This is a genomic window from Streptomyces sp. A5-4 (assembly GCF_051131715.1).
GTDB lineage: Bacteria > Actinomycetota > Actinomycetes > Streptomycetales > Streptomycetaceae > Streptomyces.
The window spans coordinates 1,526,324-1,549,666 of sequence record NZ_CP178591.1 but is presented as its reverse complement, the minus strand read 5'-3'; the positions used below and the strand labels follow the sequence as shown (position 1 = coordinate 1,549,666).

Annotated in this window: 22 protein-coding genes and 2 pseudogenes; 10 read left to right on the top strand and 14 right to left on the bottom strand. The window is 70.9% G+C overall.

The window, feature by feature from the left end; genetic code table 11:
* Window positions 1-27 precede the first annotated feature (27 nt).
* Together ACLLJJ_RS07175 and ACLLJJ_RS07170 are read right to left on the bottom strand one after the other, a co-directional pair.
* Window positions 28-246, bottom strand: a complete 219-nt coding sequence (locus ACLLJJ_RS07175; RefSeq protein ID WP_434588432.1) for a hypothetical protein — start codon at window positions 244-246, stop codon at window positions 28-30.
* Window positions 247-412: 166 nt separating this feature from the next.
* On the bottom strand, window positions 413-1,222 hold the full coding sequence (locus ACLLJJ_RS07170) for an NAD-dependent epimerase/dehydratase family protein (protein WP_434588431.1): 810 nt from the start codon (window positions 1,220-1,222) through the stop codon (window positions 413-415).
* Window positions 1,223-1,481: 259 nt separating this feature from the next.
* Between ACLLJJ_RS07170 and ACLLJJ_RS07165 the strand changes: the two genes are divergently transcribed.
* The 4 genes from ACLLJJ_RS07165 to ACLLJJ_RS07150 all read left to right on the top strand — a co-directional run bounded on the left by ACLLJJ_RS07165 (window position 1,482) and on the right by ACLLJJ_RS07150 (window position 5,726).
* Window positions 1,482-2,417: a 5-dehydro-4-deoxyglucarate dehydratase gene (locus ACLLJJ_RS07165; RefSeq protein WP_434588429.1), complete on the top strand. Its 936-nt coding sequence runs from the start codon at window positions 1,482-1,484 to the stop codon at window positions 2,415-2,417.
* The gene (locus tag ACLLJJ_RS07160) at window positions 2,414-3,580 is read left to right on the top strand and encodes a hypothetical protein (protein WP_434588428.1); all 1,167 of its coding nucleotides are present in this window, start codon (window positions 2,414-2,416) and stop codon (window positions 3,578-3,580) included. The genes ACLLJJ_RS07165 and ACLLJJ_RS07160 overlap by 4 nt, the downstream gene beginning before the upstream one ends.
* Window positions 3,581-3,742: 162 nt before the next feature.
* A complete protein-coding gene (locus ACLLJJ_RS07155) occupies window positions 3,743-4,324 on the top strand; it encodes a TetR/AcrR family transcriptional regulator (RefSeq protein ID WP_434588427.1) in 582 nt (193 codons plus the stop codon).
* A gap of 187 nt (window positions 4,325-4,511) precedes the next feature.
* Window positions 4,512-5,726: a Cmx/CmrA family chloramphenicol efflux MFS transporter gene (locus tag ACLLJJ_RS07150; protein WP_434588426.1), complete on the top strand. Its 1,215-nt coding sequence runs from the start codon at window positions 4,512-4,514 to the stop codon at window positions 5,724-5,726.
* 725 nt (window positions 5,727-6,451) lie between these two features.
* Here the strand turns inward: ACLLJJ_RS07150 and ACLLJJ_RS07145 are convergent.
* A pseudogene (locus tag ACLLJJ_RS07145) lies at window positions 6,452-7,087 on the bottom strand (MFS transporter); the annotation flags it as partial.
* A 56-nt stretch (window positions 7,088-7,143) separates the two neighbouring features.
* A pseudogene (locus ACLLJJ_RS07140) lies at window positions 7,144-7,622 on the bottom strand (mannosyltransferase family protein); the annotation flags it as partial.
* A 135-nt stretch (window positions 7,623-7,757) separates the two neighbouring features.
* On the opposite strand from ACLLJJ_RS07140, the gene ACLLJJ_RS07135 reads away from it, so the two are divergent.
* Window positions 7,758-9,089, top strand: a complete 1,332-nt coding sequence (locus tag ACLLJJ_RS07135) for an aminopeptidase (RefSeq protein ID WP_434588425.1) — start codon at window positions 7,758-7,760, stop codon at window positions 9,087-9,089.
* Between the two features lie 62 nt (window positions 9,090-9,151).
* On the opposite strand, the gene ACLLJJ_RS07130 is transcribed toward ACLLJJ_RS07135, so the two are convergent.
* From ACLLJJ_RS07130 to ACLLJJ_RS07105, 6 genes are all read right to left on the bottom strand, one after another.
* A complete protein-coding gene (locus tag ACLLJJ_RS07130) occupies window positions 9,152-10,603 on the bottom strand; it encodes a peptidoglycan D,D-transpeptidase FtsI family protein (protein WP_434588424.1) in 1,452 nt (483 codons plus the stop codon).
* A gap of 85 nt (window positions 10,604-10,688) precedes the next feature.
* Window positions 10,689-11,408, bottom strand: a complete 720-nt coding sequence (locus tag ACLLJJ_RS07125) for a response regulator (protein WP_434588423.1) — start codon at window positions 11,406-11,408, stop codon at window positions 10,689-10,691.
* Window positions 11,405-12,685: a sensor histidine kinase gene (locus ACLLJJ_RS07120; RefSeq protein WP_434588421.1), complete on the bottom strand. Its 1,281-nt coding sequence runs from the start codon at window positions 12,683-12,685 to the stop codon at window positions 11,405-11,407. Before ACLLJJ_RS07120 ends, ACLLJJ_RS07125 begins: the two co-directional genes overlap by 4 nt.
* Entirely contained in the window at window positions 12,682-13,692 is a 1,011-nt protein-coding gene (locus ACLLJJ_RS07115) for a hypothetical protein (RefSeq protein WP_434588419.1), read from the bottom strand. Before ACLLJJ_RS07115 ends, ACLLJJ_RS07120 begins: the two co-directional genes overlap by 4 nt.
* Window positions 13,693-13,781: 89 nt before the next feature.
* The gene (locus ACLLJJ_RS07110) at window positions 13,782-14,252 is read right to left on the bottom strand and encodes a GNAT family N-acetyltransferase (protein WP_434588417.1); all 471 of its coding nucleotides are present in this window, start codon (window positions 14,250-14,252) and stop codon (window positions 13,782-13,784) included.
* A gap of 6 nt (window positions 14,253-14,258) precedes the next feature.
* Window positions 14,259-15,029, bottom strand: a complete 771-nt coding sequence (locus tag ACLLJJ_RS07105; protein ID WP_434588416.1) for an IclR family transcriptional regulator — start codon at window positions 15,027-15,029, stop codon at window positions 14,259-14,261.
* 144 nt (window positions 15,030-15,173) lie between these two features.
* Here ACLLJJ_RS07105 and ACLLJJ_RS07100 point away from each other — a divergent pair, with 144 nt between their 5' ends.
* The 5 genes from ACLLJJ_RS07100 (at window position 15,174) to ACLLJJ_RS07080 (ending at window position 19,970) form a co-directional block, all read left to right on the top strand.
* Entirely contained in the window at window positions 15,174-16,712 is a 1,539-nt protein-coding gene (locus ACLLJJ_RS07100) for an aldehyde dehydrogenase (NADP(+)) (RefSeq protein WP_434588415.1), read from the top strand.
* Window positions 16,709-17,323 (top strand): DUF1349 domain-containing protein, encoded by a 615-nt coding sequence (locus tag ACLLJJ_RS07095; RefSeq protein ID WP_434588414.1) that lies wholly within the window; start codon window positions 16,709-16,711, stop codon window positions 17,321-17,323. Before ACLLJJ_RS07100 ends, ACLLJJ_RS07095 begins: the two co-directional genes overlap by 4 nt.
* Before the next feature lie 224 nt (window positions 17,324-17,547).
* Window positions 17,548-18,054 carry a GNAT family N-acetyltransferase gene (locus ACLLJJ_RS07090; RefSeq protein WP_434588413.1) on the top strand — a complete coding sequence of 169 codons (507 nt, stop codon included), beginning with the start codon at window positions 17,548-17,550 and terminating at the stop codon, window positions 18,052-18,054.
* Between the two features lie 53 nt (window positions 18,055-18,107).
* Entirely contained in the window at window positions 18,108-18,833 is a 726-nt protein-coding gene (locus tag ACLLJJ_RS07085) for a DsbA family oxidoreductase (protein WP_434588412.1), read from the top strand.
* 69 nt (window positions 18,834-18,902) lie between these two features.
* On the top strand, window positions 18,903-19,970 hold the full coding sequence (locus tag ACLLJJ_RS07080; protein WP_434588411.1) for an aminotransferase class V-fold PLP-dependent enzyme: 1,068 nt from the start codon (window positions 18,903-18,905) through the stop codon (window positions 19,968-19,970).
* A 171-nt stretch (window positions 19,971-20,141) separates the two neighbouring features.
* On the opposite strand, the gene thpD is transcribed toward ACLLJJ_RS07080, so the two are convergent.
* From thpD to ectA, 4 genes are read right to left on the bottom strand one after another with little or no spacing between them, the layout of a single operon-like run.
* The gene (gene thpD / locus ACLLJJ_RS07075; protein ID WP_434588410.1) at window positions 20,142-21,059 is read right to left on the bottom strand and encodes an ectoine hydroxylase; all 918 of its coding nucleotides are present in this window, start codon (window positions 21,057-21,059) and stop codon (window positions 20,142-20,144) included.
* Between the two features lie 3 nt (window positions 21,060-21,062).
* Entirely contained in the window at window positions 21,063-21,461 is a 399-nt protein-coding gene (locus ACLLJJ_RS07070; protein ID WP_283516695.1) for an ectoine synthase, read from the bottom strand.
* Window positions 21,462-21,510: 49 nt separating this feature from the next.
* Complete coding sequence (gene ectB / locus ACLLJJ_RS07065) at window positions 21,511-22,779, bottom strand: diaminobutyrate--2-oxoglutarate transaminase (RefSeq protein WP_434588409.1); 1,269 nt, start codon at window positions 22,777-22,779, stop codon at window positions 21,511-21,513.
* A gap of 26 nt (window positions 22,780-22,805) precedes the next feature.
* A complete protein-coding gene (ectA, locus tag ACLLJJ_RS07060; RefSeq protein ID WP_434588408.1) occupies window positions 22,806-23,339 on the bottom strand; it encodes a diaminobutyrate acetyltransferase in 534 nt (177 codons plus the stop codon).
* Between the last annotated feature and the right edge of the window lie 4 nt (window positions 23,340-23,343).

The following is a 23,343-nucleotide window of genomic DNA, read 5'->3' as shown; positions in this document are numbered from 1 at the left end:
ACCTCTTTGCCGTTCCCTTACCTGCCGCTATCTGTTGCGCGGGTGAATGCGGGCCGCCCGCTCGTTTCCGTGCTTGTACGCGCCGGTCCAGCGGGCCATCAGGAGCTGGCTGTCGCCGGCCTCCGCCTCGGCCAGGAACTTCGCCGCGCGCCCACCCCGCAGGGTGCCCGCGGCGCGTCCCTGGTGGGTGATGACGACGCTGCCGTCGCTGTGTGCTTCCCAACTGAATCCATGAGGTTTCGGCATGGAGGCATGGTGCCTGCCGGACGCGCTTGCGGCCACGTGTTTTAGGCGCCCGACGGCTCCGGCGGGTTTCACTCGTCCGGGTCGGTTCTCCGGCGCGCACCGAATGCGGTAGGCCGGCCGTCCCCGCCGCGGTCGGCCCGCTACCGGGGACCTCGTACGCGGTCGCTCAGTACGGCCACTGGGGCGGGTCGGTGCAGAACGGGCCGCCCAGGTTGGCGTGGGCCGAATTGTCCGGGTCGAGCTCCCCGTGCTCGGAGATCAGCTTCTCGGCGTACTGCTCCGAGTCGTCCTGCGGGTCGTAGCCGATGGCCCGCGCGGTCGACAGGTCCCACCACAGGCGGGTGTTCGCGGACGAGCCGTAGATGACGGTGTGGCCGACCTCCTCGGCGGTGAGCGCGGCGTGGAAGAGCCGCCCGCCGTCGCCCGGACTCATCCAGACCGAGAGCATCCGCACCGAGCTGGGCTCCATGAAGCACGATCCGATCCGCACGGAGACGGTCTCGACGCCGTGCAGGTCCCAGTAGAGCTGCGCGAGGTCCTCACCGAAGGCCTTGGAGAGCCCGTAGAAGGTGTCCGGGCGGTGCGGGGTGTCGATCGGGATGAGCGGCGCGCCTTCGGCGGGGCGCGGGGTGAAGCCGACCGCGTGGTTCGACGAGGCGAAGACGGTCCGGGCGACGCCCTCCTCGCGGGCCGCCTCGTAGAGGTTGTAGGTCCCCTCGATGTTGGCGCGCACGATCTTCTCGAAGGAGGCTTCCAGGGAGATGCCCGCCAGGTGGATGATCGCGTCGACGCCCCGCGCGGCCTCCCGCAGCGCCTCCTTGTCGGCCAGGTCCGCGGTGATCGCCCCGGGCTCGCCCTCGATCGGAGTCGCGTCGAAAAGCCGCAGCTCATAGCCGTACGCCGGGAGGATCCCGCGCATCAGGGTGCCGAGGCCGCCCGCGGCGCCGGTGAGCAGGACGGTGCGTGGAGCAGGCATCGGTGGATCTCCTCGGTGCGCGGCAGGGCGGTACGTGAGCGGGGCATGGTTCGCAGACGCGGACGTGTGCATGAACGTAATTCACATGCGTGGACACGCTACGGAGCGCCGCCGAACCACGTCAAGTGTTGCGCGGAGGGGCTCAATCCGTCTGTGTGTTGCGGTTTCTCGCCTTGACCGGCCCCGTGGGCCTGCTTTAGCGTGACGGCGTTCAGGGATATAGACGCAGATCAGAATTGTGCACGCACAAGGAGCGCTCGTGACCTCAGCCCCGCTCGCCGACCGACTCGACGGTCTGCTCTTCTTTCCCGTCACCGCGTACGGACCGGGCGGCGGTCTCGACCTCGACGTCTTCCGCGCCCACGTACGCGCTGGCATCGACTCCGGCGCAGCCGCCGTCTTCGCGTGCTGCGGAACGGGCGAGTTCCACGCCCTGACCCCGGAGGAATTCCGCGACTGCGTAGCCGCGGCCGTGCAGGAGGCCGCGGGCCGGGTGCCCGTCGTCGCCGGCGCCGGCTACGGCACGGCGCTCGCGATCCAGTACGCGAAGGCGGCCGAGGCGGCGGGGGCGGACGGCCTGCTCGCCATGCCTCCGTACCTCGTCGTCGCGGACCAGGAGGGGCTGCTGCGCCACTACACCGCACTGGCGGCCGCCACCTCCCTCGACGTCATCGTCTACCAGCGCGACAACGCGATCTTCACTCCGGAGACCGTCGTCGGGCTGGCCCGGGTGCCCCGCATCATCGGGCTCAAGGACGGCCACGGCGACATCGATCTGATGCAGCGCATCGTCAGCACCGTGCGCCGGGAGCTTCCCGGTCATCCGTTCCTCTACTTCAACGGCCTGCCCACCGCGGAGCTCACCGGCCTCGCCTACCGGGCCATCGGTGTCAGCCTCTACTCCTCGGCCGTCTTCTGCTTCGCCCCCGACATCGCCCTCGCCTTCCACAAGGCGCTGAACAGCGGCGACGACGTCACCGCCAACCGGCTGCTCGACCACTTCTTCGTGCCCCTGGTCGAGCTGCGCAACGCGGGCCGCGGATACGCCGTATCGCTTGTCAAGGCGGGTGTGCGGCTGGGTGGTCTGGACGTCGGCGAGGTGCGTCCGCCGCTCAATGAGCCCGACGCCTCGCACGTCAAGGAGCTGGCCGAACTGATCGCGAGTGCGCGCCGTCTGCTGGGGGACGACGCGTGAAGGCCTCCGCCTTCGTCTACCCCTGGGACGTGGTGGGCGATCCGGGCGCCGCCGCCCGCATCGCGGACCTCGGTGTCCGGCAGGTGACCCTCGCCTCGGCGTATCACTCGACGAGGGCCCTGACCCCGCGCCACCCCGGTCACCGCATCGTCACCGCCGAACACGCTTCGGTGCTCTACCCCGTGGACGAGGACCGCTGGGCCGGGCGCGCCCTGCGGCCGTACGCCCCCGGGGCCTGGGCGCCGGCCGCCGACCCGTACGGCGAGGCGGCGCACGCGCTCACGGAGGCCGGGCTCGACGTGCACTCCTGGGTCGTCCTCGCCCACAACTCCCGCCTCGGCGCCGAGTATCCGGACACCGGCGTGGTCAACGCCTACGGCGACCGCTACCCCTGGGCGCCCTGTATCGCCCAGCGTGCCGTCCGCGACTACCTCACCACGCTCGCGGCGGAGGCAGGCGTACGCCCCGGCGCGCGGGGCACCGAGCTGGAGTCCTGCGGCTGGTACGGGCTGGCGCATCTGCACGCGCACGACAAGATCGCGGGAGTCGGGCTCGGCGACGCGGCGCAGTATCTGATGTCGCTCTGCTTCTGTCCCGCCTGTCGCTCCGGCTACGCGGAACTCGGCCTGGACGCGGACGAATTGAGCGCGGCCGTACGTCGCGCGCTGGAGCCGGTGTGGTCCGCGGGCTCGCTGGACGCCGGTTGGCCCGCGGTGGAGAAGCTCGTCGGGGCGGGCCTCGCGGCCACAACCCTGGAGTGGCGCACGCGGGTCGCCCGCACGCTCCAGGAGTCGGCCGTCGAGGCGGTACGGGCAGCGGCGCCCCCGGGTTTCCAGGTGCTGCTGCACGCCGATCCGACGACGTACCACTGCGGTGCGAACGTCGGTGTCGATCCGCATCACATCATGCGGGTCGCCGACGGTGTGGTCGTTCCCTGCGCGGCCGGTCCGCATCTGATCGCCCCCTTCGCGGAGCACCGCACCGGGGGAGGTGTCGTCGCGGCCAACCTCACCGTGGTCTCCGGCATGGGCGGCAGCCCGGCCAGGCTCGCGGCGGACGTGGCGCGCGCGGCCGGGCTCGGGGCCACCGAACTGCGGCTCTATCACGCGGGCTTGGCGTCCGACGCGGACCTGGCGCTCGTGCGGGAGGCTTTGGGAGCGTGAGGACCGGGGGCGCCGGGAGGCTCCCGGGAACGCCCTTCAGGTGTGTCCGCAAGCGCCGGACCGGCCGACAGCTCGGCCCGTCCGGCGCTTGCGGCAGTCTGCCCCGGTCGTCCCCGCCGAAGTAATGGACTGGTTGGTTCAAAACGTGTTAGCGTCCTCGTCATGGCCCGCCCGAGGGAGTTCGACGAGGAGCAGGCGGTCGACGCCGCGATGGAGGCGTTCTGGACCGCCGGCTTCGAGGCGACGTCCACGCAGGACCTGTGTGAGGCCACCGGTCTGGGCCGCAGCAGCGTCTACAACACCTTCAGGAGCAAGCGCGATCTCTTCGACCGGGCGCTCGCCCGCTACATGGAGTTCAAGAACGCCGAGCTGATCGCCCTGATGGAGAGTGACCTGCCGGTGCGGGAGAAATTCCGTACCCAGCTCCAGCGGGTGATCGACGAGGAGTTCGGCCGCGGTCGCGACGGCCGCGGCTGTCTGGTCGTCAATACGGCCGTCGAGGCGGCCACCCGCGAGCCGGGGCTCAAGGAGGAGCTTGCGCGTGACTACGGGGTGCGGCTGTCGGTGATCCGCGCAGCGATCGAATCCGGGCAGCGGGACGGCGACATCGCCCGCGACAGGGACGCGTCGGCCCTCGCGCACTTCCTGATCGCGACCGTCGCGGGCCTGCGGGTCTCGGCGCGGGTTACCTCGGAGCGGTCCACCTTGGAGGGCATCGCGGACGCGGCTCTCGCCGCACTGTGAAGTCCGCACAACGCGCTTCGCACAACGCGCTTCGCACAACGCGCTTCGCACGATGAACTTCGTGCGATCAAGACCGCGATTGAGCACCGCGCGGTGCAGGCCGCGCGGTGAGAAATGCCCCCGTCGTCCGGGGGTTTCTTTACGGGTTCATTTTGAACTGCACAGTACAAAAAGGAGCGCCCCACTCATGCCGATCGCCGTCTACATACTGGGCCTGGGCATCTTCGCCCAGGGAACCTCCGAGTTCATGCTCTCCGGGCTGCTGCCCACCATGGCCGCCGACCTGGGCGTCTCCATCCCCGACGCGGGACTGCTCATCTCCGCCTTCGCCGTCGGCATGGTCGTCGGCGCACCGGTGATGAGCGTGCTCACCCTGCGCGTGCCCCGGCGCACCGCGCTCGCCGCCTTCCAACTCGTCTTCATCGCCGGGCACGTGGTGGCGGCCCTGGTGCCGGAGTACGGGGTGGTGTTCGCGACCCGCGTGGTGACCGCGGTCGCCTACGCCGGATTCTGGAGCGTGGCCGCCGCGGCGGCCGTCAGCCTGGTGCCCGTCGGCGCCAAGGGCAAGGCGCTCTCCGTCGTCGCCACCGGCCTCACACTCGCCACGATCGTGGGCGTACCCGCCGGGACGCTCCTGAGCCAGTACGTCGACTGGCAGGCCGCGTTCTGGGGCGTGGCCGCGTTCACCCTGGTGAGCCTCGTGGCGATGCTTGCCGTCCTGCCCGGCGGCCATGCGGCGGACCGGCAGATCCCCTCCTTGCGACGGGAGTTGAAGGCGATGGCCCGGCCGGCGCTCTGGGTGTCGTTCGCGGTCACCGTGCTGACCTTCGGCGCTGCCATCGTCACCTTCAGCTATCTCGCGCCGCTGCTCACCGAGGTCAGCGGAGTGCCGGAGAGCTGGGTGCCCGCCGTGCTCTCCCTGTACGGAGTCGGCGGGCTGATCGGCATGACCATCGGCGGGCGCGTCGCCGACGCCCACCCGATCCGTACGCTCTACTTCGGGGTCGGCGGACTCACGGTCCTGTCCGCCGCCCTCGCCGTGGCCGCGTCGAACACGGCCGTCACGATCGGCCTGATCCTCCTCCTCGGTGTGGCCGGATATGTCACCAACCCCGTGCTGCAGTCCCGGGTGTTCGGCATCGCCCCCGACGCACCGACGCTGGTTCCGGCCGTCAACACCTCGGCCTTCAATGTGGGCATCACCCTCACGCCGATGCTGGGCGGCATGGCCATCGACGCCGGACTCGGCTACGCCTCGGTCGCCTGGGTCGGTGCCGGTGTCGGCGCCCTGGGCGTCGCGGCGACGGCCTGGGCGGCCGCGCTCCAGCGGCGTGCGCTCCCGGGCCGGGTGGTGGCCACAGGGGGAGAGCCCCGCGTACCGGCCGCCGAAGCCCGGGTCTGACCCGCCCCGCGAACTCGGCCGGCGCCGAATCCATACCCGTCGCCCGGTACCGACTCAGCCGGCCGTCCCCGTGTCCTTCGCGGGGGCGGTCACTCGCGCCTCCGCGAGGGCTTCGTCGCGTGCGAGGCCGGGGCGGTCGAGCAGGAACGGGGTGAGGGCGAACACCGCCGCGCCGATGAGCAGCGCCGCCCGCAGGCCAAGGAGTTCGGCGCAGGCCGCCCCTGAGCGGCCCGAGCACCTTGCCCGCGCCCGCCAGCGACAGGGCCGCCGAGTGGACCCGGGCGCGCATCGCGGGCGGGCAGATCCGTTGCCGGTAGGCGGTCTGGCCGGTGGTGTGGACGGACGCCGCGAACAGCATGGCGAACCAGCAGCCGCCCACCAGGAGCAACCCCGCCGTCCCGGGCCGCGCCGACACGAGGAGCAGTGCCCACGGGCCGCGGGCGAGCGCCGACCACCACAGCACCCGGGTGGTGCCCCACCGGGCATCGAGCCGTGCGACCAGCGTGATGCCGATGAGGCCGCCGATGCACGGCAGCGCGTTCACCAACCCGTACTGGAGCGCGGTCGCCTCCAACTCGCTCAGCACGAAGAGCAGTTCCAGCGGGGCGAGGAACATCACGGCCCACGATGTCAGCGCATTGGCGAGAACGATCCGGCGCAGTGTGCGGGTGGCCGGAGAGAAAACGCATGCCGTCGCCGATGTCGGCGCGGATACCGCGCCGCTCCTCGCGGGGGTGCGGGGCGGGCTCGGGGCCGCGCAGCAGCAGTACGCTCACCGCACTGACGAGGTACGAGACGACGTCGAGCAGCAGGGTCCGGGTGGCGCCCAGCGCGGTCACCAGGAAGCCGGCGAGCGCGGGCCCGCTGATGTTCGCGGCCCAGGCGGTCCCGGACAGGCGGCTGTTCGCCCGGAGCAGGTCCTCGTCCGCCACCAGCGTCGGCAGGTGTGCCTGCGCGGCGACGTTGAAGAGGAGGGTCAGCAGTCCGCAGAGCGCGGCGACGGCATACAGGTGCCCGAGGCTCAGCCCGCCCAGATGCTGCGCGAGGGGCAGCGAGGCCAGCAGTACCGCTCGGCCCGCGTCCGCCGCGATCATCATGGGCCGCTTGCGCATCCGGTCGACGAACGCGCCCGCGGGCAGTGCGGCGACCGCGGCGGCCACCGACCCGCAGGCGGTCAGGACGCCCGCCTCGAAGGCCGACACGTCCAGGACCAGCACACCCACCAGCGGCAGCGCCACCGTTGTCACCGTCGACCCGGCGTCGCTCACGGCCTGGCCCGCCCACAGCAGCCTGAAGTCCCGTGACAGCGGCGGCGACGAGGGCGGTAACGAGGGTGACGGCGACGAGCGGGGAGATGGCATCCGAGCACTCTGGCACATGCTCCGACCGCCGCTCCGGCCACGGAGTTTCCGGCAGGTCAGCCCGCCCAGTGACCGGGCAGGAAGGCGACGGCGACGATGGTCGACAGGGGAGCGGCGACGTACAGATAGGCACTCTTCAGCCAGGCGCGGCGCAGGCTCCAGGCGGCGAGCAGCGTCCACAGGGGCCACCACAGGAGGGTGGCGCGAGGAACGGACATGTACCAGTAGGACGTCCCCAGCGCCCACAGGCTGAGCCCGATGTAGACGGCCTCCGGCCGGCGCCGGAGCCGCAGGAGGACGCCGAGCAGCACGACGCCGCCGACCATCGCCAGCAGTTCGGCCTGGCACATCAGGGCGTACCCGGTGGACTGGGTGTGCCCGAAGGAGGCCCGCCAGGTGTGCTGCCAGGCCTCCCAGGGGCGTGGAACTCCCGGCTCCAGCCGTGTTCCTGGGCGTGTTTCCACGCCATCCAGTCGCCGGTGTGCGCGTGCAGGTACCAGCTGTAGAGAACCGCGGGCAGGGCGGGCAGCGCAGTGAGAGACGTCACAGCGCGCGTGGTGCGCGACACGCGGCGGTGGAACCCTCCTGCGGAGTGATCACAGGGAAACGGAAAACGCATAACATGCGCGCGATGTATCCATCGCAGCACTTCCGTCCGAGGGGACTCAGCGTGCGCAACAAGGTTCTGCCTTCCCTGTTCTGTGCCGGGCTCATAGTGGCCACCAGTGTGCTGGCCGGCACAGCGGCCACCGCCGCCGAAGCCGCGCCCGCGTCGCGGACCGCCGCGGCCGACATCCGCGAGAAGCTGGAGCGGATCCCCGGACTGACCGTCGTGTCCGAGGTGGACAAGGGCGGATTCCCCCTCTACACCCTGACGCTGACCCAGCCGGTCGACCACAGCCGCCCCGGGCGCGGCTCCTTCGAGCAGACCTTCACGCTCTGGCACAAGGCCGAGAGCGCGCCGGTGGTGCACTACACCGGCGGCTACGGGCTGTCCTCGGGCACGCGTGAGATCACCACGCTGCTCGGCGCCAACCAGGTCAGCCTGGAGCACCGTTACTTCAACACCGCGCGCCCCGCCGACGTCGACTGGGACGACCTGAACGTCTGGCAGGAAGCGAGCGACGAGCACGCGATCGTCAAGGCGCTCAAGAGCATCTACACCGCGAAGTGGCTGGGCACCGGCGCCAGCAAGGGCGGCATGACGCAGGTCTACCACGAGCGTTACTACCCCAAGGACCTCGACGCCGTCGTCGCGTATGTCGCGCCGAACGACGCGAACAACCGGGACGACAGCGTCTACGACAAGTTCTTCAAGACCGTCGGCACCGCCGAGTGCCGCACCGCGCTGGATGCCGTGCAGCGCGAAATGCTGGTGCGGCGCGACGCGATGCTGCCGCGCTTCGAGGCCACATCGAAGGAGCAGGGCCTCACCTTCAAGTACCTCGGCACACCCGACCGTGCCTTCGAGTTCTCGGTGCTCGACCAGGTGTGGAACTTCTGGCAGAGCGGTACGTACACCGACTGCCCGGCCGTCCCGGACGCCAAGAAGGCCACCGACGACGAGCTGTACTCCTGGTCGCTGGACCACGGCCTGAGCATCTACTCCGACCAGGGCAACGGCGCGGAGGGCTCCGGCCCGTACTACCGGCAGGCCGCGAGCCAGCTGGGCTGGGCCGACCTGAAGTTCAAGCACCTGCGCGACGTCCGCAGCTACCCGGGCATCTACCAGCCCAACTCGGTGCTGCCCGAAGACATGCGGACCTCGTACAACGGCCGCGCCATCAAGGACGTCGACCGCTGGGTGGCCACGCAGGGCAAGCAGATGATGTTCGTGTACGGACAGAACGACCCGTGGAGCGCGGAGCGGTTCAGGCCGAGCCGGCGTGACTCGCACCTGTTCGTCGCTCCGGACACCAACCACGGCGCCCTGATCTCGAAGCTGACGCCCAAGGAGCGGGCGAAGGCCGAGTCGACGGTCAAGCGCTGGGCAGGCCAGTAGGAGCAGCGGTGGCCCGGACGGGCCCGAAGCGCTGCTTCAGGCCCGTCCGGCGCCGTCCCACCTCACCGGCCGATCGCCGCCTTCATCGTCTTCTGCGCGATCGGCGCCGCCAGGCCGTTGCCGCTGACCTCGGAGCGCGCCGCGCCGGAGTCCTCGACGAGGACCGCGACCGCCACCTCCTTGCCGGAGGAGCTGTCCTTCGCGTACGACGTGAACCAGGCGTACGGCGTCTTGCTGTTCTCCACGCCGTGCTGCGCGGTACCGGTCTTGCCGCCCACTTCGGTGCCGTCGATCTGCGCGTTCGTGCCCGTGCCGTCCTTGACGACCGTGACCATCGCACTCCGCAACTGCTCGGCGGTGGACGAGGACACGACCCGCTCGCTGTCCGCGCCGTCCGGCTCCTCCAGGTTGTTGCCGTCGCCGTCCGTCACCTTGGAGACCATGTGCGGCGAGGCCAGCTCACCGCCATTGGCGAGGGCCGCCGAGACCATGGCCATCTGCAGCGGGGTGGCCGTCACCTCGAACTGGCCGATGCCGGTGAGCGCCGTCTGCGGCTTGTCCATGCCGGACGGATAGACACTCTCCGAGGCCCTGACCGGCACATCCAGCTTCTCGGTGTTGAAGCCGAACTTCTCCGACATCGCCTTCACCTTGTCCTGGCCGAGGTCGACGGCCAGCTTCGCGAAGACGTTGTTGCAGGAGAACTTGAGCGCGGTGCGCAGCGTCGCGTTCTCGCAGGGGGCCGAGGCGTTCTCGTTCTTCAGGACCGTCCGGGTGTTGGGCAGGGTGTACGGGTTCGGGCTGTCCGTCTTCTCGTCGACCGACCCGTGGATCCCGTCCTCCAGTGCCGCGGCGGCGACCACCAGCTTGAACGTCGACCCCGGTGGCAGCGGCTGTCGCAGTGCCCGGTTGACCAGCGGCTTGTCCTGGTCCTTCAACAGCTGCTGCCAGGTGTCGCCGTCCGTGGTCCCGCTGATCTTCGAGGGGTCGTACGACGGGGTGGAGACCATGCCCAGGATCCGCCCGCTCTTGGGATCCACGGCGACGGCCGCGCCCTTCTTTTCGCCCAGCGCCTCGTACGCCGCCTTCTGCACGGCGGGGTCGATGGTGGTCACGACGTCGCCCGGCTCGGTCTGCTTGCCGGTGATGACATCCGCCGGGTTCTTCAGCCGGTTGTCGGTGCCGTCCAGGACATCGCTGTAGATGCCTTCGAGCTGGGTGGACCCGTACGCCTGTGAGCTGTAGCCGGTGACGGCCGAGTAGAGCTGACCGTTGGTGTAGGTGCGCTTGTACGCGAGATCGCCGACCTCCGTCTTCTTCGATCCGGTGACCGGCGAACCGGCCACGATGATGTTCCCGAGCGGCTGCGCGTACTGCGCGATGGTGTTCCGCCGGTTGTTCTTGTCGTCTGCGAGGGCCTTGCCTTGGTACGCCTGCACCCAGGTGGCCCGCACCAGCAGGGCGAGCACCATCAGCAGGCAGAAGACCGAAGCGCGCCTGATTGTTTTGTTCATCCCGTACGAAGGACGAGCGACGGGGGCACGGACGTTCCCATATGTCGCGCTTCTCAGGAAAACTTCATCTGGCGCCCCCCGGTTCTCAGCCGGGGGTGATGAAGCCCGACTCGTACGCCTTGATCACCGCCTGGGTGCGGTCCCGCGCCCCCGTCTTGGCCAGCACGGCCGCCACATGGCTCTTGGCCGTCGCCGGGCCGACCAGCAGCCTGCCGGCGATCTCCGCGTTCGTCAGGCCCGCCGCCATCAGGCGCAGCACCTCCGACTCGCGGTCGGTGAGCCGCGCCACCCAGGGCGGCGGGGCTGCGGGCCGGCGCGCCGCGTGTTCGGCGGCCAGGCCGCGCAGGGCGGCCGGGAAGAGCAGGGAATCGCTGCGGGCCACCAGCCGGACCGCCTGGACCAGGTCCTCGGCCGCGGCGCGTTTGAGGAGGAAGCCCGAGGCGCCGGCGCGCAGGGCGTCGTACACGTAGGAGTCGTTCTCGAAGGTGGTGACGACGACGATGCGTGGCGGCTCGGAGAGAGTGGCCAGGATCTGCTCGGTGGCGCGGATGCCGTCGATCTCCGGCATGCGTACGTCCATCAGCACCACATCGGGCCGCAGCTCGCGCACCACCGACACGGCCTGTGCGCCCGTCGCCGCCTCGCCGACCACCTCAAGGTCGGGCTCGGCGTCCAGGATGACCCGCAGCGCGGTGCGGACCATGCGCTCGTCGTCGGCGACCACGACACGGACCGTGCGCGAGGTGCCCGGTGTGCTCGGTGCGTCCGGTGCGTCCGGTGCGTCCGGTGTGTTCGGAGTGCTCATCGGGCGCCGCCGCAGGTCGGCAGGTGGGCCGTGAGCCGCCAGACGCCGCCGCGCGGCCCGGCCTCGGAGTGACCGCCGAGCAGCGTGGCCCGCTCCGCGATACCACGCAGGCCCCGGCCGCCCCCGGGGCGCAGGACGGGGGCGCTGTCCGGCAGCGGGTTCTCCATGGTGATCTCCAACTCCTCGCCGTGCAGGGCGATCCGTAGGGAAATCGGCGCGGCGCCGCCGTGCCGGAGCGCGTTGCTCAGCCCTTCCTGGACGATGCGGTACGCCTCACGGGAGACCGCGCCGGGCACACTGTCCGCCAGGTCCGGGGCCGCCGCGCAGTCGACCCGTACGCCACTGCGGGCCAGCAGGTCCCCGAGCCCGTCGAGAGTGGGCCCCGCGAACCCCGTCGCGTCCTGCCCGGCGTCCTCGCCCTGCCTCAACAGGCCCAGCACGGCGTCGAGTTCGCCGACGGTGCGGCGCGTCGTCTCCTCGATCGCGGTGAGCGCCTCCCGTACGAACTCCACATCGCCCGGGGCGTCACTGTCCAGCACCCGGCGGGCCGCGCCCGCCTGCAGTGTCACCGCGCTGAGCGCGTGACCCACCGAGTCGTGCAGCTCGCGGGCCAGCCGGTTGCGTACGGCCAGGTCCGCGGCCCGCCGCTCCGCCGCCGCCAGCCGGTCGGCCGGTGCCGGCCCGAGCAGGACGACCGCCGCGCGGGCCAGCAGCGCCCCGGCCCCCGCCGCGCACGCCGCCAGCGCCAGCAGCATGGCGGTCCCGACGACCGGGGTGAGCGCCAACGCCCAGGTGTGGTCGAAGGCTTCGGGGAGGCGGAGCCGGGAGTCGCGCAGCCCGCCGACGAGCGGCAGGACGATCAGTACCACCGCGAACGGCGGCAGTGCGAGGCTCGCCCCGCTGATGAGACCGCCGAGGCCCACGTACAGCGTGTACCAACCGGCGGTCCGCACCCGAGCGGCCCACGACCGCGCAGGCCCCTCGGCCAGCGACCCCTCCGGTACTCCCGCCAGCGGCCGGACGGCTGCCACCAGCAGCGGCCTGGCCAGGGGGAAGAGCCCGGTCGCGGCGGCGATCGGCAGGGCGACCGCGAAGGAGCCGAACTGCATCGCAAGCGAGGTGAAGACGTTCGTGTCACCCGTGAATGGGCCGATGGCCACGCTGCCGAGGAGGAAGTACGGCATCAACAGCGCGCCGCCGAGGATGAGATGGAGCCAGCGCAGCCTGGCGCGCTGCCCGAACAGCTTCGCGAGCGGTCTCCCCCACGGCGGTTTCACGCGGCGCGGCCCCGCAGGAACGAGGCACCCGAGGCGAGGACGAGGAAACCGGCGGTCATCTGCACAGCGTAGGTCAGCAACATCAACTGCGACGGCCCGCCGGCCTCTTCGGCATCGGGCATCGCCCCGGCGATGAGCAGCCAGCCACCCCAGCACCCCACCGCGCCCGAGCCCAGCCAGGCGGCTGCCAGCGGCGCCTTCAGCGGCAGGCGGGGGCCGTTGCGGAAGAGCAGCATCAACATCCCGGCCACGGTGACGACCGCGAACAGCGCGTAGGCGCCTTCGAGGACATGGAAGTCCGGGGTGCGATCCTCGATCCTCGCCCTGCTGAGGCCGGCCGTCGCGCCGAACGCCCACATCGCATGCGGGACGGCGGAGAGCGCCGCCAGCGCGCACCCGGCCACGGCGGCCGGTCGCGGCACGGGCCCGGGGGCGTGGCGTGGCAGGTCCTGGACCCTGCCCTGCCACAGGTGACCCCACCGCTCGCGGGCGTACAGCGCGAAGAGGGTGCCCAGCGCCAGGCCCTGCACGATGAATCCGGGGTAGACGACGGCGAAGACCCACTCGTCGAGGAAGGGCTCCTTCGACGCCGGTGCGCTGCCCGCGTCGCTGAAGAGCTTGACCACCAGCTGGAGCGGATACGCGGTCATGATCGGCACCAGCAGCCCGCCCGCCGCCCACATGGGCAGCGCCAGGAGCCAGGCCGGGACGCGTCGGCCCCAGGCCTGGGTGAGCAGCAGTGCCAGCACGACGACGGCGCCGTCCATCAGGACCGTCACGCTGTTGGCGACGGCCATCACGCCCGGCTCGTCGAGCAGCACGCTGCCCTCGGGGATGCCCACGCGGCTCCCGGCGATCCAGGAGATCTTCAGCGCGAGGTACGGCAGGCAGGAGACGACGGCGACGGCGCGCAGCGTCCGGCGCAGCGGCCCGGTGCTGGACGGATGGGCGGACGGACGGGCCCCCGACGGGTCGACGGAGGCGGGGAGGAGCGGTGGGTGTGTCATGACCTCCACACTTCCGGCCGCCGCCGCCGGGCACGTCCTGCGCGACGACGATCCGTCTCCGCCGTGCGGCGGAGACGGATCGTCGGTTCTCACCCGCTCAGGCTGAGCACCAGCTCTTCGGTCTCCGCGCCACGGCCGTTGGCGTAGGTCCGCTCGCGCCCGACCACGGTGAAGCCGCACTTCTCCATCACCCGGATCGAACCGGTGTTGTCGGCGGCGGCGCGGCCGAGCAGCGGCCGCTCGGGCACCAGCGTGAGCAGCGCCCGCAGCGCCGCGGTGGCCACCCCGCGCCCCCAGAAGGCGCGGTCGATCCAGTACGTCACTTCACGCTCGTTCAGCGGTCCGTACACCGCGGCGTTGCCCGCGACCTCGCCGTCCGCCAGGATCGTGCGCACCACCACGTCGGAGTCGAGGATCCGCACCCAGTGCGCGTCGAACTGGGCCCGGTCCGAGGGATCCTCGTGGGTGAACGCCGCCATCCGGACGGATTTCGGGTCCTGTGTCTGCTCGAAGAACAGGGGCAGGTCGGGCGGCCTTACTTCGCGCAGAGTGACATCCATCGAGAGTCAGAGCCTCCGAGTGGCGAGGGTGAGCCGGTCGCGCGCGTCGAAGAGCGCGTCCTTGATCATCTGTTCGTGTCCGGGAGTGAGCCGGGCGACCGGTACCGAGCAGCTGATCGCGTCGCGTGCCGGTGTGCGGTACGGGATCGCGATGCCGAAGCAGCGCAGGCCCAGCGTGTTCTCCTCGCGATCCACCGCGTACCCCTGTTCGCGGATCAGATGCAGCTCCTCGATGAGCTTCTCGCGGTCGGTGATGGTGTGCTCGGTGAGCGGCGCCATCGTCTCCGGCAGCATCTTGCGGACCTGCTCGTCGGTGTGGGTCGCGAGCAGCGCCTTGCCGAGAGAGGTGGAGTGCGCGGGCAGTCGCCGCCCGACGCGGGTGAAGGGGCGCAGATAGTGCTGCGACTGGCGGGTGGCGAGGTAGACGACGTTCGTACCGTCGAGGCGGGCCAGGTGGATCGTCTCGGTGGTGTCGTCGGAGAGCCGGTCCAGGGTGGGCCGGGCCGAGGTCACGACCTCGTCGCCGTCGATGTACGACGTACCGACGAGGAGGGCCCGCACCCCGATGCCGTACCGCGTGCCCGTCGCGTCGGTCTCCACCCAGCCGAGCTCGACCAGGGTGCGCAGCAGCATGTAGAGGCTGGACTTGGGGTAGCCGACGGCTTCCTGCACGGCGGCGAGGGAGTGCATACCGGGGCGTCCCGCGAAATATTCGAGCAATTCCACGGTCCGCACCGCGGACTTGACTTGTGCTCCACCTGAATCGGCAGCCGACATTGCTCTTCGCCCCTTCTTGACCACACAGATCTTGACCACACAGAACACCCGGAAATAAAGTCCCCATCATATTCATCATCAGGAACTGTGTTCAGAATACCGAACAACTTCTGATGGTCGGCAGTGAAGCTGGAAGGAATCTCGGTGGCAGCAGCACCAGTCTGGAGTGTCGACCCTCGTACGGGGAAGCCGCGGGAGCAGGTTGCGGTGGAGGCCACAGCGGCGGAGGTGGACGCGGCGGTGCGCGCGGCGCACGCCGCGCGCGGGGCGCTCGCCGACCGCGCCGTGCGTGCGGCCCTGCTGCGCACGGTGGCGGATCTCCTCGACGGGACCGGCGAGCGCATCATCGAGGCCGCGGACGCCGAGACGGCGCTGGGCCCGGTCCGCCTCACCGGCGAACTCGCCCGCACCACGGCCCAATTGCGGGCCTTCGCGGAGGTCGTCGACGAGGGTGCCTATCTCGACATCCGCATCGACCACGCCGACTCCGCGCAGACCCCGCCCTGGCCCGACCTGCGGCGCTGGAAAGTGCCGCTCGGTGTGGTCGCGGTCTACTCCGCGAGCAATTTCCCGCTGGCCTTCTCGGTACCCGGCGGCGACACGGCCAGTGCGCTCGCCGCGGGCTGCCCGGTCGTCGTCAAGGCGCACCCCGACCACCCGGCGACCTCCGAGCTGTGCGCCGCCGTCGTGCACCGCGCCGCCGAGCGGCTCGGGCTCGACCAGAACGTCCTCGTCCTGGTGCACGGCTTCGAAGCGGGCGTCGAGCTGGTCAAGCACCCGCTGGTGACCGCCGCGGGCTTCACCGGTTCGGTACGGGGCGGACGCGCCCTCTTCGACGCGGCGGCGGCCCGGCCGACGCCGATCCCCTTCCATGGCGAACTCGGCAGCCTCAACCCGGTCGTGGTCACCGAGGCCGCCGCCGCCGAGCGGGCCGAGCAGATCGGCGCCGGACTCGCGACCTCGATGACGATGGGCGTCGGCCAGTTCTGCACCAAGCCGGGATTCGTGCTGGCCCCCGCGGGCGCGGCGGGCGACCGGCTGCTGAAGTCCCTCACCGAGGCCGTCAGCGGCACCGCGTCCGGGGTCCTGCTCGACCAGCGGATGCGCGACAGCTTCGTCGCCGGAGTCCGGGAGCGGGCCGAACTGCCCGACGTGGACGCCCCGGTGACGCCCGGCGCCGGCGGCGAGCACACGGTGAGCGCGGGATTCCTGACCGTACCGGCGCGCGCCCTGGCCACCGAGGGCCCGCACGACCTCCTGCTGGAGGAGTGCTTCGGACCGGTCACGGTCGTCGCCCGCTACGAGGACCCCGCCGAGATCACCGCGGTGCTCTCGCGTCTCCCCGGCAACCTCACGGCCACCCTCCAGCTCTCCGCGGAGGAGGGCGCGGGCACCGAGGGCTCGGGCGCCGAGCTTCTCGCGGAGCTCACCCCGCTGGCCGGCCGCGTCCTGGTCAACGGCTGGCCGACCGGAGTCGCCGTGGCCCCGGCCCAGCACCACGGCGGCCCCTACCCGGCGACGACGTCCACCTCCACTTCGGTGGGCGCGACCGCGATCGAGCGCTGGCTGCGCCCGGTCTCGTACCAGTCGACGCCCGAGGCGCTGCTCCCTGTGGAGCTGCGTGACGCCAACCCGGGCGCGGTGCCGCGCCGGGTGGACGGCCGTCCGGAGCCCCGTCCATGAGTGAGCAACTCGAACTGCCCGAGCTGCCGTTCCCGCTGCGCCGGTACGGTCCCGACGGCTCCTGGTCGCGGGAGGGTGAGGCACTCACCGGCTCGGCGGGGCCCCGCCAGGACCGCTTCGTGCCGCCCTCGGGCGAGGCGCTGGACTCCGCGTCCGACGCGCCCCGGCTGCTCGGCGCGCCCGACGGCGACTTCCAGCTCATCGCCCGGGTCACGGCGGGGCTCGCCGCCGCCGGCGACGCCGGGGTGCTGTATCTGCACGTCGGCGAGCGGGAGTGGGCCAAGCTCTGCCTGGAGCTGTCCCCGGACCTGCCGACGGTCTGCACGGTCGTCACCCGGGGTCACTCCGACGACGCGAACTCCTTCGTGGTCGACGGTGACAGCGTCTGGCTGCGCATCAGCCGTACGGGCAGGACCTTCGCGTTCCACGCCTCCACCGACGGCGAGCGCTGGACCTTCGTCCGGATCTTCACCCTCGGTACGCCGGAGCGGGCGGCGGCGGCGCTCGTGGGCTTCATGGCGCAGTCCCCGTTGGGCGAGGGCTGCGCGGTGACGTTCGACCGGATCGAGTTCCGCCCGAACTGGCCCAAGGGGCTGCGCGACGGCACCTGATACCCGGTGTTGGGCCGCGGACGGGACGTGAGCCCGGCCGCGGCCCGGGCGCGGCCGGCGCCGTGGCCGCCAACCGGGCGCCGCTGATCCGCGGGCCCGTGCGCGGCCGGCCCGCTCCGCCGGCGCCGGCCGTGCGAGGCCGGTCCCGCTCCGGGCGCGTAGCGTGCGTTCCTCAGCCGCATCGCGGCCCCGCAACCGCACGCCGACAAGATCGCGTCCACTTCATGATGATCAGAAACGCCACCCCCGCCGACCTCGACGCCATCACCACCCTGCACGCGGCTGCCCGTGCCACGTACTACCGCGGCCACATCCCCGAGGACGACTTCGACGGCCCCATCGAGCACGCCCGGGTCCGTGGTGGCTGGACGCGGGCGCTCGCCCGGGGCGGCGGTGTGCTGTGCGCCGAGGCCGCCGACGGCACGCTGGCGGGCGTGGCCGCGTTCCGCGAGGTCGACGGCGCCCTCACCCTCACCCAGCTCCATGTGGCCCCCGAGGACTGGAGCCGTGGCATCGGCACCGCTCTGCACACCGCCTGCGTCGCTTCCTGGCAGCGCTCCGGTGTCCGCGCCGCGCGCCTGGAGGTCTACGAGCACAACCTGCGCGCCCAGGGCTTCTACGCCCGCCACGGCTGGCGCCCCGACCGTGAGGCGGTGCGCTCCGGCACCCATCTGGTGCTGTGGCTGGATGTGCGGTCCGCGGGGGAATGGGCAGGCCACCACACGCGTTGAGGCGGGAGCGGAGGGTGCCTCCGTGCCCGTCGGACCGTGGAGAGAAGAAGTACATGCGCGTCGAGATCTGGTCGGACATCGCCTGTCCCTGGTGCTACATCGGGAAGGCCCGCTTCGAGAAGGGCCTGGCCGCCTTCGCGCACCGCGACGAGATCGAGGTGGTGCACCGCTCCTTCGAGCTCGACCCCGGCCGCGCCAAGGGCGACACGGCGCCCGTGATCGACATGCTGGCCACGAAGTACGGGCGCACCGTTAAGGAGGCCCGCGCCATGGAGGAGCACGTGGCCGGCAACGCACAGGCCGAAGGCCTCGGCTACCTCACCGAGGGACGCGAGCACGGCAGCACCTTCGACATCCACCGGCTGCTGCACCTGGCCAAGTCGCACGGCCGGCAGGACCAGCTGCTCGACCTCGCCTACCGCGCCAACTTCGCCGAGGAGCGCTCCGTCTACGACGCCCAGGTCCTGGTGGACCTCGCGGTGGAGGCCGGACTCGACGCCGAGGAGGCGCGGGCGGTCCTGACGGACGAGAGCGCGTACGCCGACGACGTACGGGCCGACGAGCGCGAGGCCGCCGAACTGGGCGCGAGCGGTGTGCCCTTCTTCGTGCTCGACCGCCGCTTCGGCGTCTCCGGCGGCCAGCCCGCCGAGACCTTCACCCAGGCGCTGGAGCAGGCGTGGCAGGGCCGGGCCCTCACCACGATCGGCGACAGCGCCGACGGGGAAGCGTGCGACACGGAGGGATCCTGCGAGATTCCGCAGGCCGACGGGCACGTATAAGCATTGCTTGGAGGTACCCGGTAAACATTGGCAATGGACGGGGTGTTCGTGGGGCCGCAGAGTGGGGGCATGGAGCCTCTATCTCTCAGTGACCTGGCAGGCGCCGAGTTCGCGCCGCAGACGACCTATCTGGACACCTCCACCGGCGGCCTGCTGCCGGCCCGCACCGTGGCGGCGGTCAAGACCGCGGCCGAGGACTTCGCCTCCGGCCGCAGGGATGTCGGTGATCCCTTCGAAGCCGTGGCCGCCGCCCGCGCCTCCTTCGCACGCCTCGTCGGGGTGGACACCGGGCGGGTCTCCGTCGGCAGCGCGGTCGCGGTCCATGTCGGGCTGATCGCGGCCTCGCTGCCCGCGGGCGCCGAAGTCCTCGTACCCGAAGGGGACTTCAGCTCGCTCGTCAACCCGCTCGCGATCCGCGGCGACCTCAAGATGCGGTACGTGCCGCTGGACGCGCTGGCCGCGTCGGTGCGCCCGGGAACCTCCCTCGTCGCCTTCTCCGCGACGCAGTCGGCCGACGGCCGGATCGCCGACCTCCCCGCGATCCGCGCCGCGGCAGCCGCCCACGGCGCCCGCACCCTGGTCGACGGCACCCAGGCGGCCGGGTGGCTGCCGTTCGACGCCGGGGACTACGACTACACCGTCACCGGCGGCTACAAGTACCTGCTGTGCCCGCGCGGCACGTCGTTCCTCACCGTCACCGCCGAGGCGCAGGAGAGTCTCACGCCGTTGCACGCGGGCTGGCTGTCCGGGGAGGATCCGTGGGGCAGCACCTACGGCCCCGTGGCGGAACTCGCCCACAGCGCACGCCGCTTCGACGAACCCCCGGCGTCCATCCCCTACCTGGGCGCCCGGCACTCCCTGGCGCTCATGGAGGAGATCGGCACCGAAAGGCTCCACGCCCACACCACCGTTCTCGCCGCCCGCCTGCGCGCCGGCATCGCGGAGCTGGGACACACCCCGCTCCCGGGCGAAGGCCCGATCGTCGCCGCCCCCTCGCTGGTCGGCCGGCACGGGTCACTGGAGGCGGCCGACGTCGTCACCTCCGTCCGGGCGGGCAACCTGCGCGTCTCCTTCCACCTCTACAACTCCACCGCCGACGTGGACCGGGTGCTTGACGTCCTCGGCGGCCGAGCGTAGGAGGACAGCGCGAGGCGGCGCCGGTGGAGTCGACACTCAGCGGGTCGCCGACCGGCGCCGTCCGCGTCAACGGCGGGTGTACGGGAACGAGTCCGCGCCGGGGCCCGCCGACGCGGTGTGGGGCCGGCCCGAACTCGGACCGGCCCCACACCGTAGGTCTCGCGTACCGCGTCACTTCACCGGCGTGAAGTCCCTCGCCCCGATGAAGTCGGGCCGCGGAACGGGCGCCGCGAACGGCGCGACCGCCGCGTTCTCCACGCTGTTGAACACGATGAAGACATTGCTGCGCGGGTACGGCGTGATGTTGTCGCCCGAGCCATGCATGCAGTTGCAGTCGAACCAGGTCGCGGAACCGGCGTTGCCCGTGAAGAGCTTGATGCCGTGCTCCTCGGAAATGCGGGTCAGCGCGGCGTCCGACGGCGTACCGGCACCCTGCATCTGCAGCGACTGCCGGTAGTTGTCCCTCGGCGTCTCGCCCGCGCAGCCGAGGAATTCCTTGTGCGACCCGGGCATGATCATCAAGCCGCCGTTGGTCGCCAGGTTCTCGGTCAGCGCGATCGACACGGACACCGTCCGCATGCTCGCCAGACCGTCCTCGGCGTGCCAGGTCTCGAAGTCCGAGTGCCAGTAGAAGCCCGAAGCCCCGAACCCCGGCTTGACGTTGATCCGCGACTGGTGGACGTACACGTCGGATCCGAGGATCTGGCGGGCGCGGCCGACCACCCGCGGGTCACGCACCAGCTGGGCGAAGATCTCGCTCATCCGGTGCACCTCGAAGACCGACCGTACGTCCTGCGACTTGGGCTCGATGATCGAGCGCTCGTCGGCCCGGACCCCGGGGTCATTGATCAGCCGGTCCAACTCGGCGCGGTAGAGCACCACTTCGTCGGGGGTGATCAGCTGGTCGACCGTGAGGAAACCGTTCCGCTCGAAGCCCTGGAGCTCCGGGGCTTCGATCGGCCCCGGCGCGCCGGGCACGGACCAGACGACCGGGTCCTGGCGGGGGGTGGTCACCTCGGCCGTACCGCGCGTCGGGTATCGGTCGGTCTTCGGTTCGCGGGCGGTCGTCGGGGTCAGTACGTCGGTCATGGATCAGCCCTCCTCTGTCAGCAGCGGGTATACGCCGTTCTCGTCATGGTCCTCCCGTCCGGTGACGGGGGGGTTGAACACGCACACGCAGCGGAAGTCGGTCTTGGGCCGCATGGTGTGCCGCTCGTGGCCGTCCAGCAGGTACATCGTGCCGGGTGAGATCCAGTGGGTCTCGCCCGTCTCGTCGTTGGTGAGCTCGGCTTCGCCCTCCGTGCACAGCACGGCCTCGATGTGGTTCGCGTACCACATCGACGTCTCCGTACCCGCGTACAGCACGGTTTCGTGGAGCGAGAACCCCACCTTCTCCTTGGCGAGCACGATGCGCTTGCTCTCCCAGGTCCCGGAGGCAGCCTTCACATGCCGGTCGGTGTTCTCGATGTCCTTGAAAGATCGGACGATCACGGTGAGTCGTAGCCTTTCTCTATACGGTGGTGCGTGGTGCGTGGTGCGGTCAGGCGGTTTCGCGGACCGACCGGGCCAGGATGCGCAGACCCTCGTCGAGCTCCTCGGCGGTGATGGTGAGAGCCGGGAGCAGCTTCACGACCTCGCTCTGCGGACCGGAGGTCTCCAGCAGCATCCCCAGCTCGAAGGCGCGGCGGCAGACCGCGCCGGCCCGCGGCTTGTCGGTGAACTCAAGGCCCCAGACCAGCCCGCGGCCGCGGAAGCTAAGGCCGGCCCCGTCGTTCTCGTCGACGATGGCGAGCAGCGCGCGCTCGACCTGCTCGCCGCGGAGCTCGGTCTGCTTCTCCATCTGGCCGTCGGTCCAGTAGGTGTCCAGCGCGGCGGACGCGGTGACGAACGCCGGGTTGTTGCCGCGGAAGGTGCCGTTGTGCTCGCCCGGCTCCCAGATGTCCAGCTCCGGCTTGAAGAGGCAGAGCGACATGGGCATGCCGTAACCGCTGATCGACTTCGACAGCGTGACGATGTCCGGCGTGATGCCCGCCTCCTCGAAGGAGAAGAACTTGCCGGTACGGCCGCAGCCCATCTGGATGTCGTCGACGATCAGCAGCATGTCCTGGCGCTTGCAGAGATCGGACAGCGCGCGCAGCCACTCGGCGCGGGCCACATTGATGCCGCCCTCGCCCTGCACGGTCTCGACGATCACGGCGGCGGGCTTGTTGAGGCCGGAGCCATGGTCGTCGAGCAGCCGCTCGAACCACAGGAAGTCTTCCACCGTGCCGTCGAAGTAGTTGTCGAACGGCATCGGCGTGCCGTGCACCAGCGGGATGCCGGCGCCGGCCCGCTTGAAGGCGTTTCCGGTGACGGCGAGCGCGCCCAGCGACATGCCGTGGAAGGCGTTGGTGAACGAGACGACGGACTCGCGGCCCTTCACCTTGCGGGCCAGCTTGAGCGCGGCCTCGACGGCGTTGGTGCCGGTCGGGCCCGGGAACATCACCTTGTACGGAAGGTCACGCGGCCGCAGGATCACATTCTGGAAGGTCTCCAGGAACGCCCGCTTCGCGGTCGTCGCCATGTCCAGGCCGTGGGTGATGCCGTCCCGTTCGATGTAGTCGATGAGCGCCCGTTTGAGTACCGGGTTGTTGTGTCCGTAGTTGAGTGACCCGGCGCCGGCGAAGAAGTCGAGGTAGGTGTGGCCGTCCTCGTCGTGGAGGTGACTGCCCTGCGCGCGGTCGAACACGGCCGGCCAGCCGCGGCAGTAGCTGCGTACTTCGGATTCGAGGGTCTCGAAGACGCTCAGGGCGGGAGGGGTGATGGTCATGGCGGTCTCCTGGTGTGTGGGGGGTGTCAGGAAGCGATCGGGCCGATGCGGTACAGCACTTCGGGCAGGTGTGATCCCTCGGGGAACAGCCCGCCTTCGAAGAGGACTTCGCGCTCCAGGGACGCTCCCTGGCGCTCGGCGTACGAGGTGAAGAGCCGGTCGGATGCGGTGTTGTCCGGCGTCACCGTCGTCTCTATCGCCTTGACCCCCTGGCCTGCGACGACCTTTGCGGTCAGCGCGTCCAGCAGAACCCCGGCAAGCCCGCGGCCACGGTGATCGTGACCGACGGCAACCTGCCAGATGACCAGTGTGTCGGGGCTTTCAGGACGTACGTAGCCCGTGATGAAGGCGATCGGTTCGCCCTCCGGGTGATCGCGCGCCACCACTGAGGTCGCGGCGAAGTCACGGCACCACAGCAGATAGCTGTACGAGGAGTTGAGGTCCAGGACCTCGGAGTCGCGGGCAATGCGCCAGATCGCGGCTCCGTCCTCCACTCGTGGAGCATCGATCTGCATGAATTCGCTTCGGGCACGTGCAAGGTCTGCTTGTGCGGCAGTCATGTGG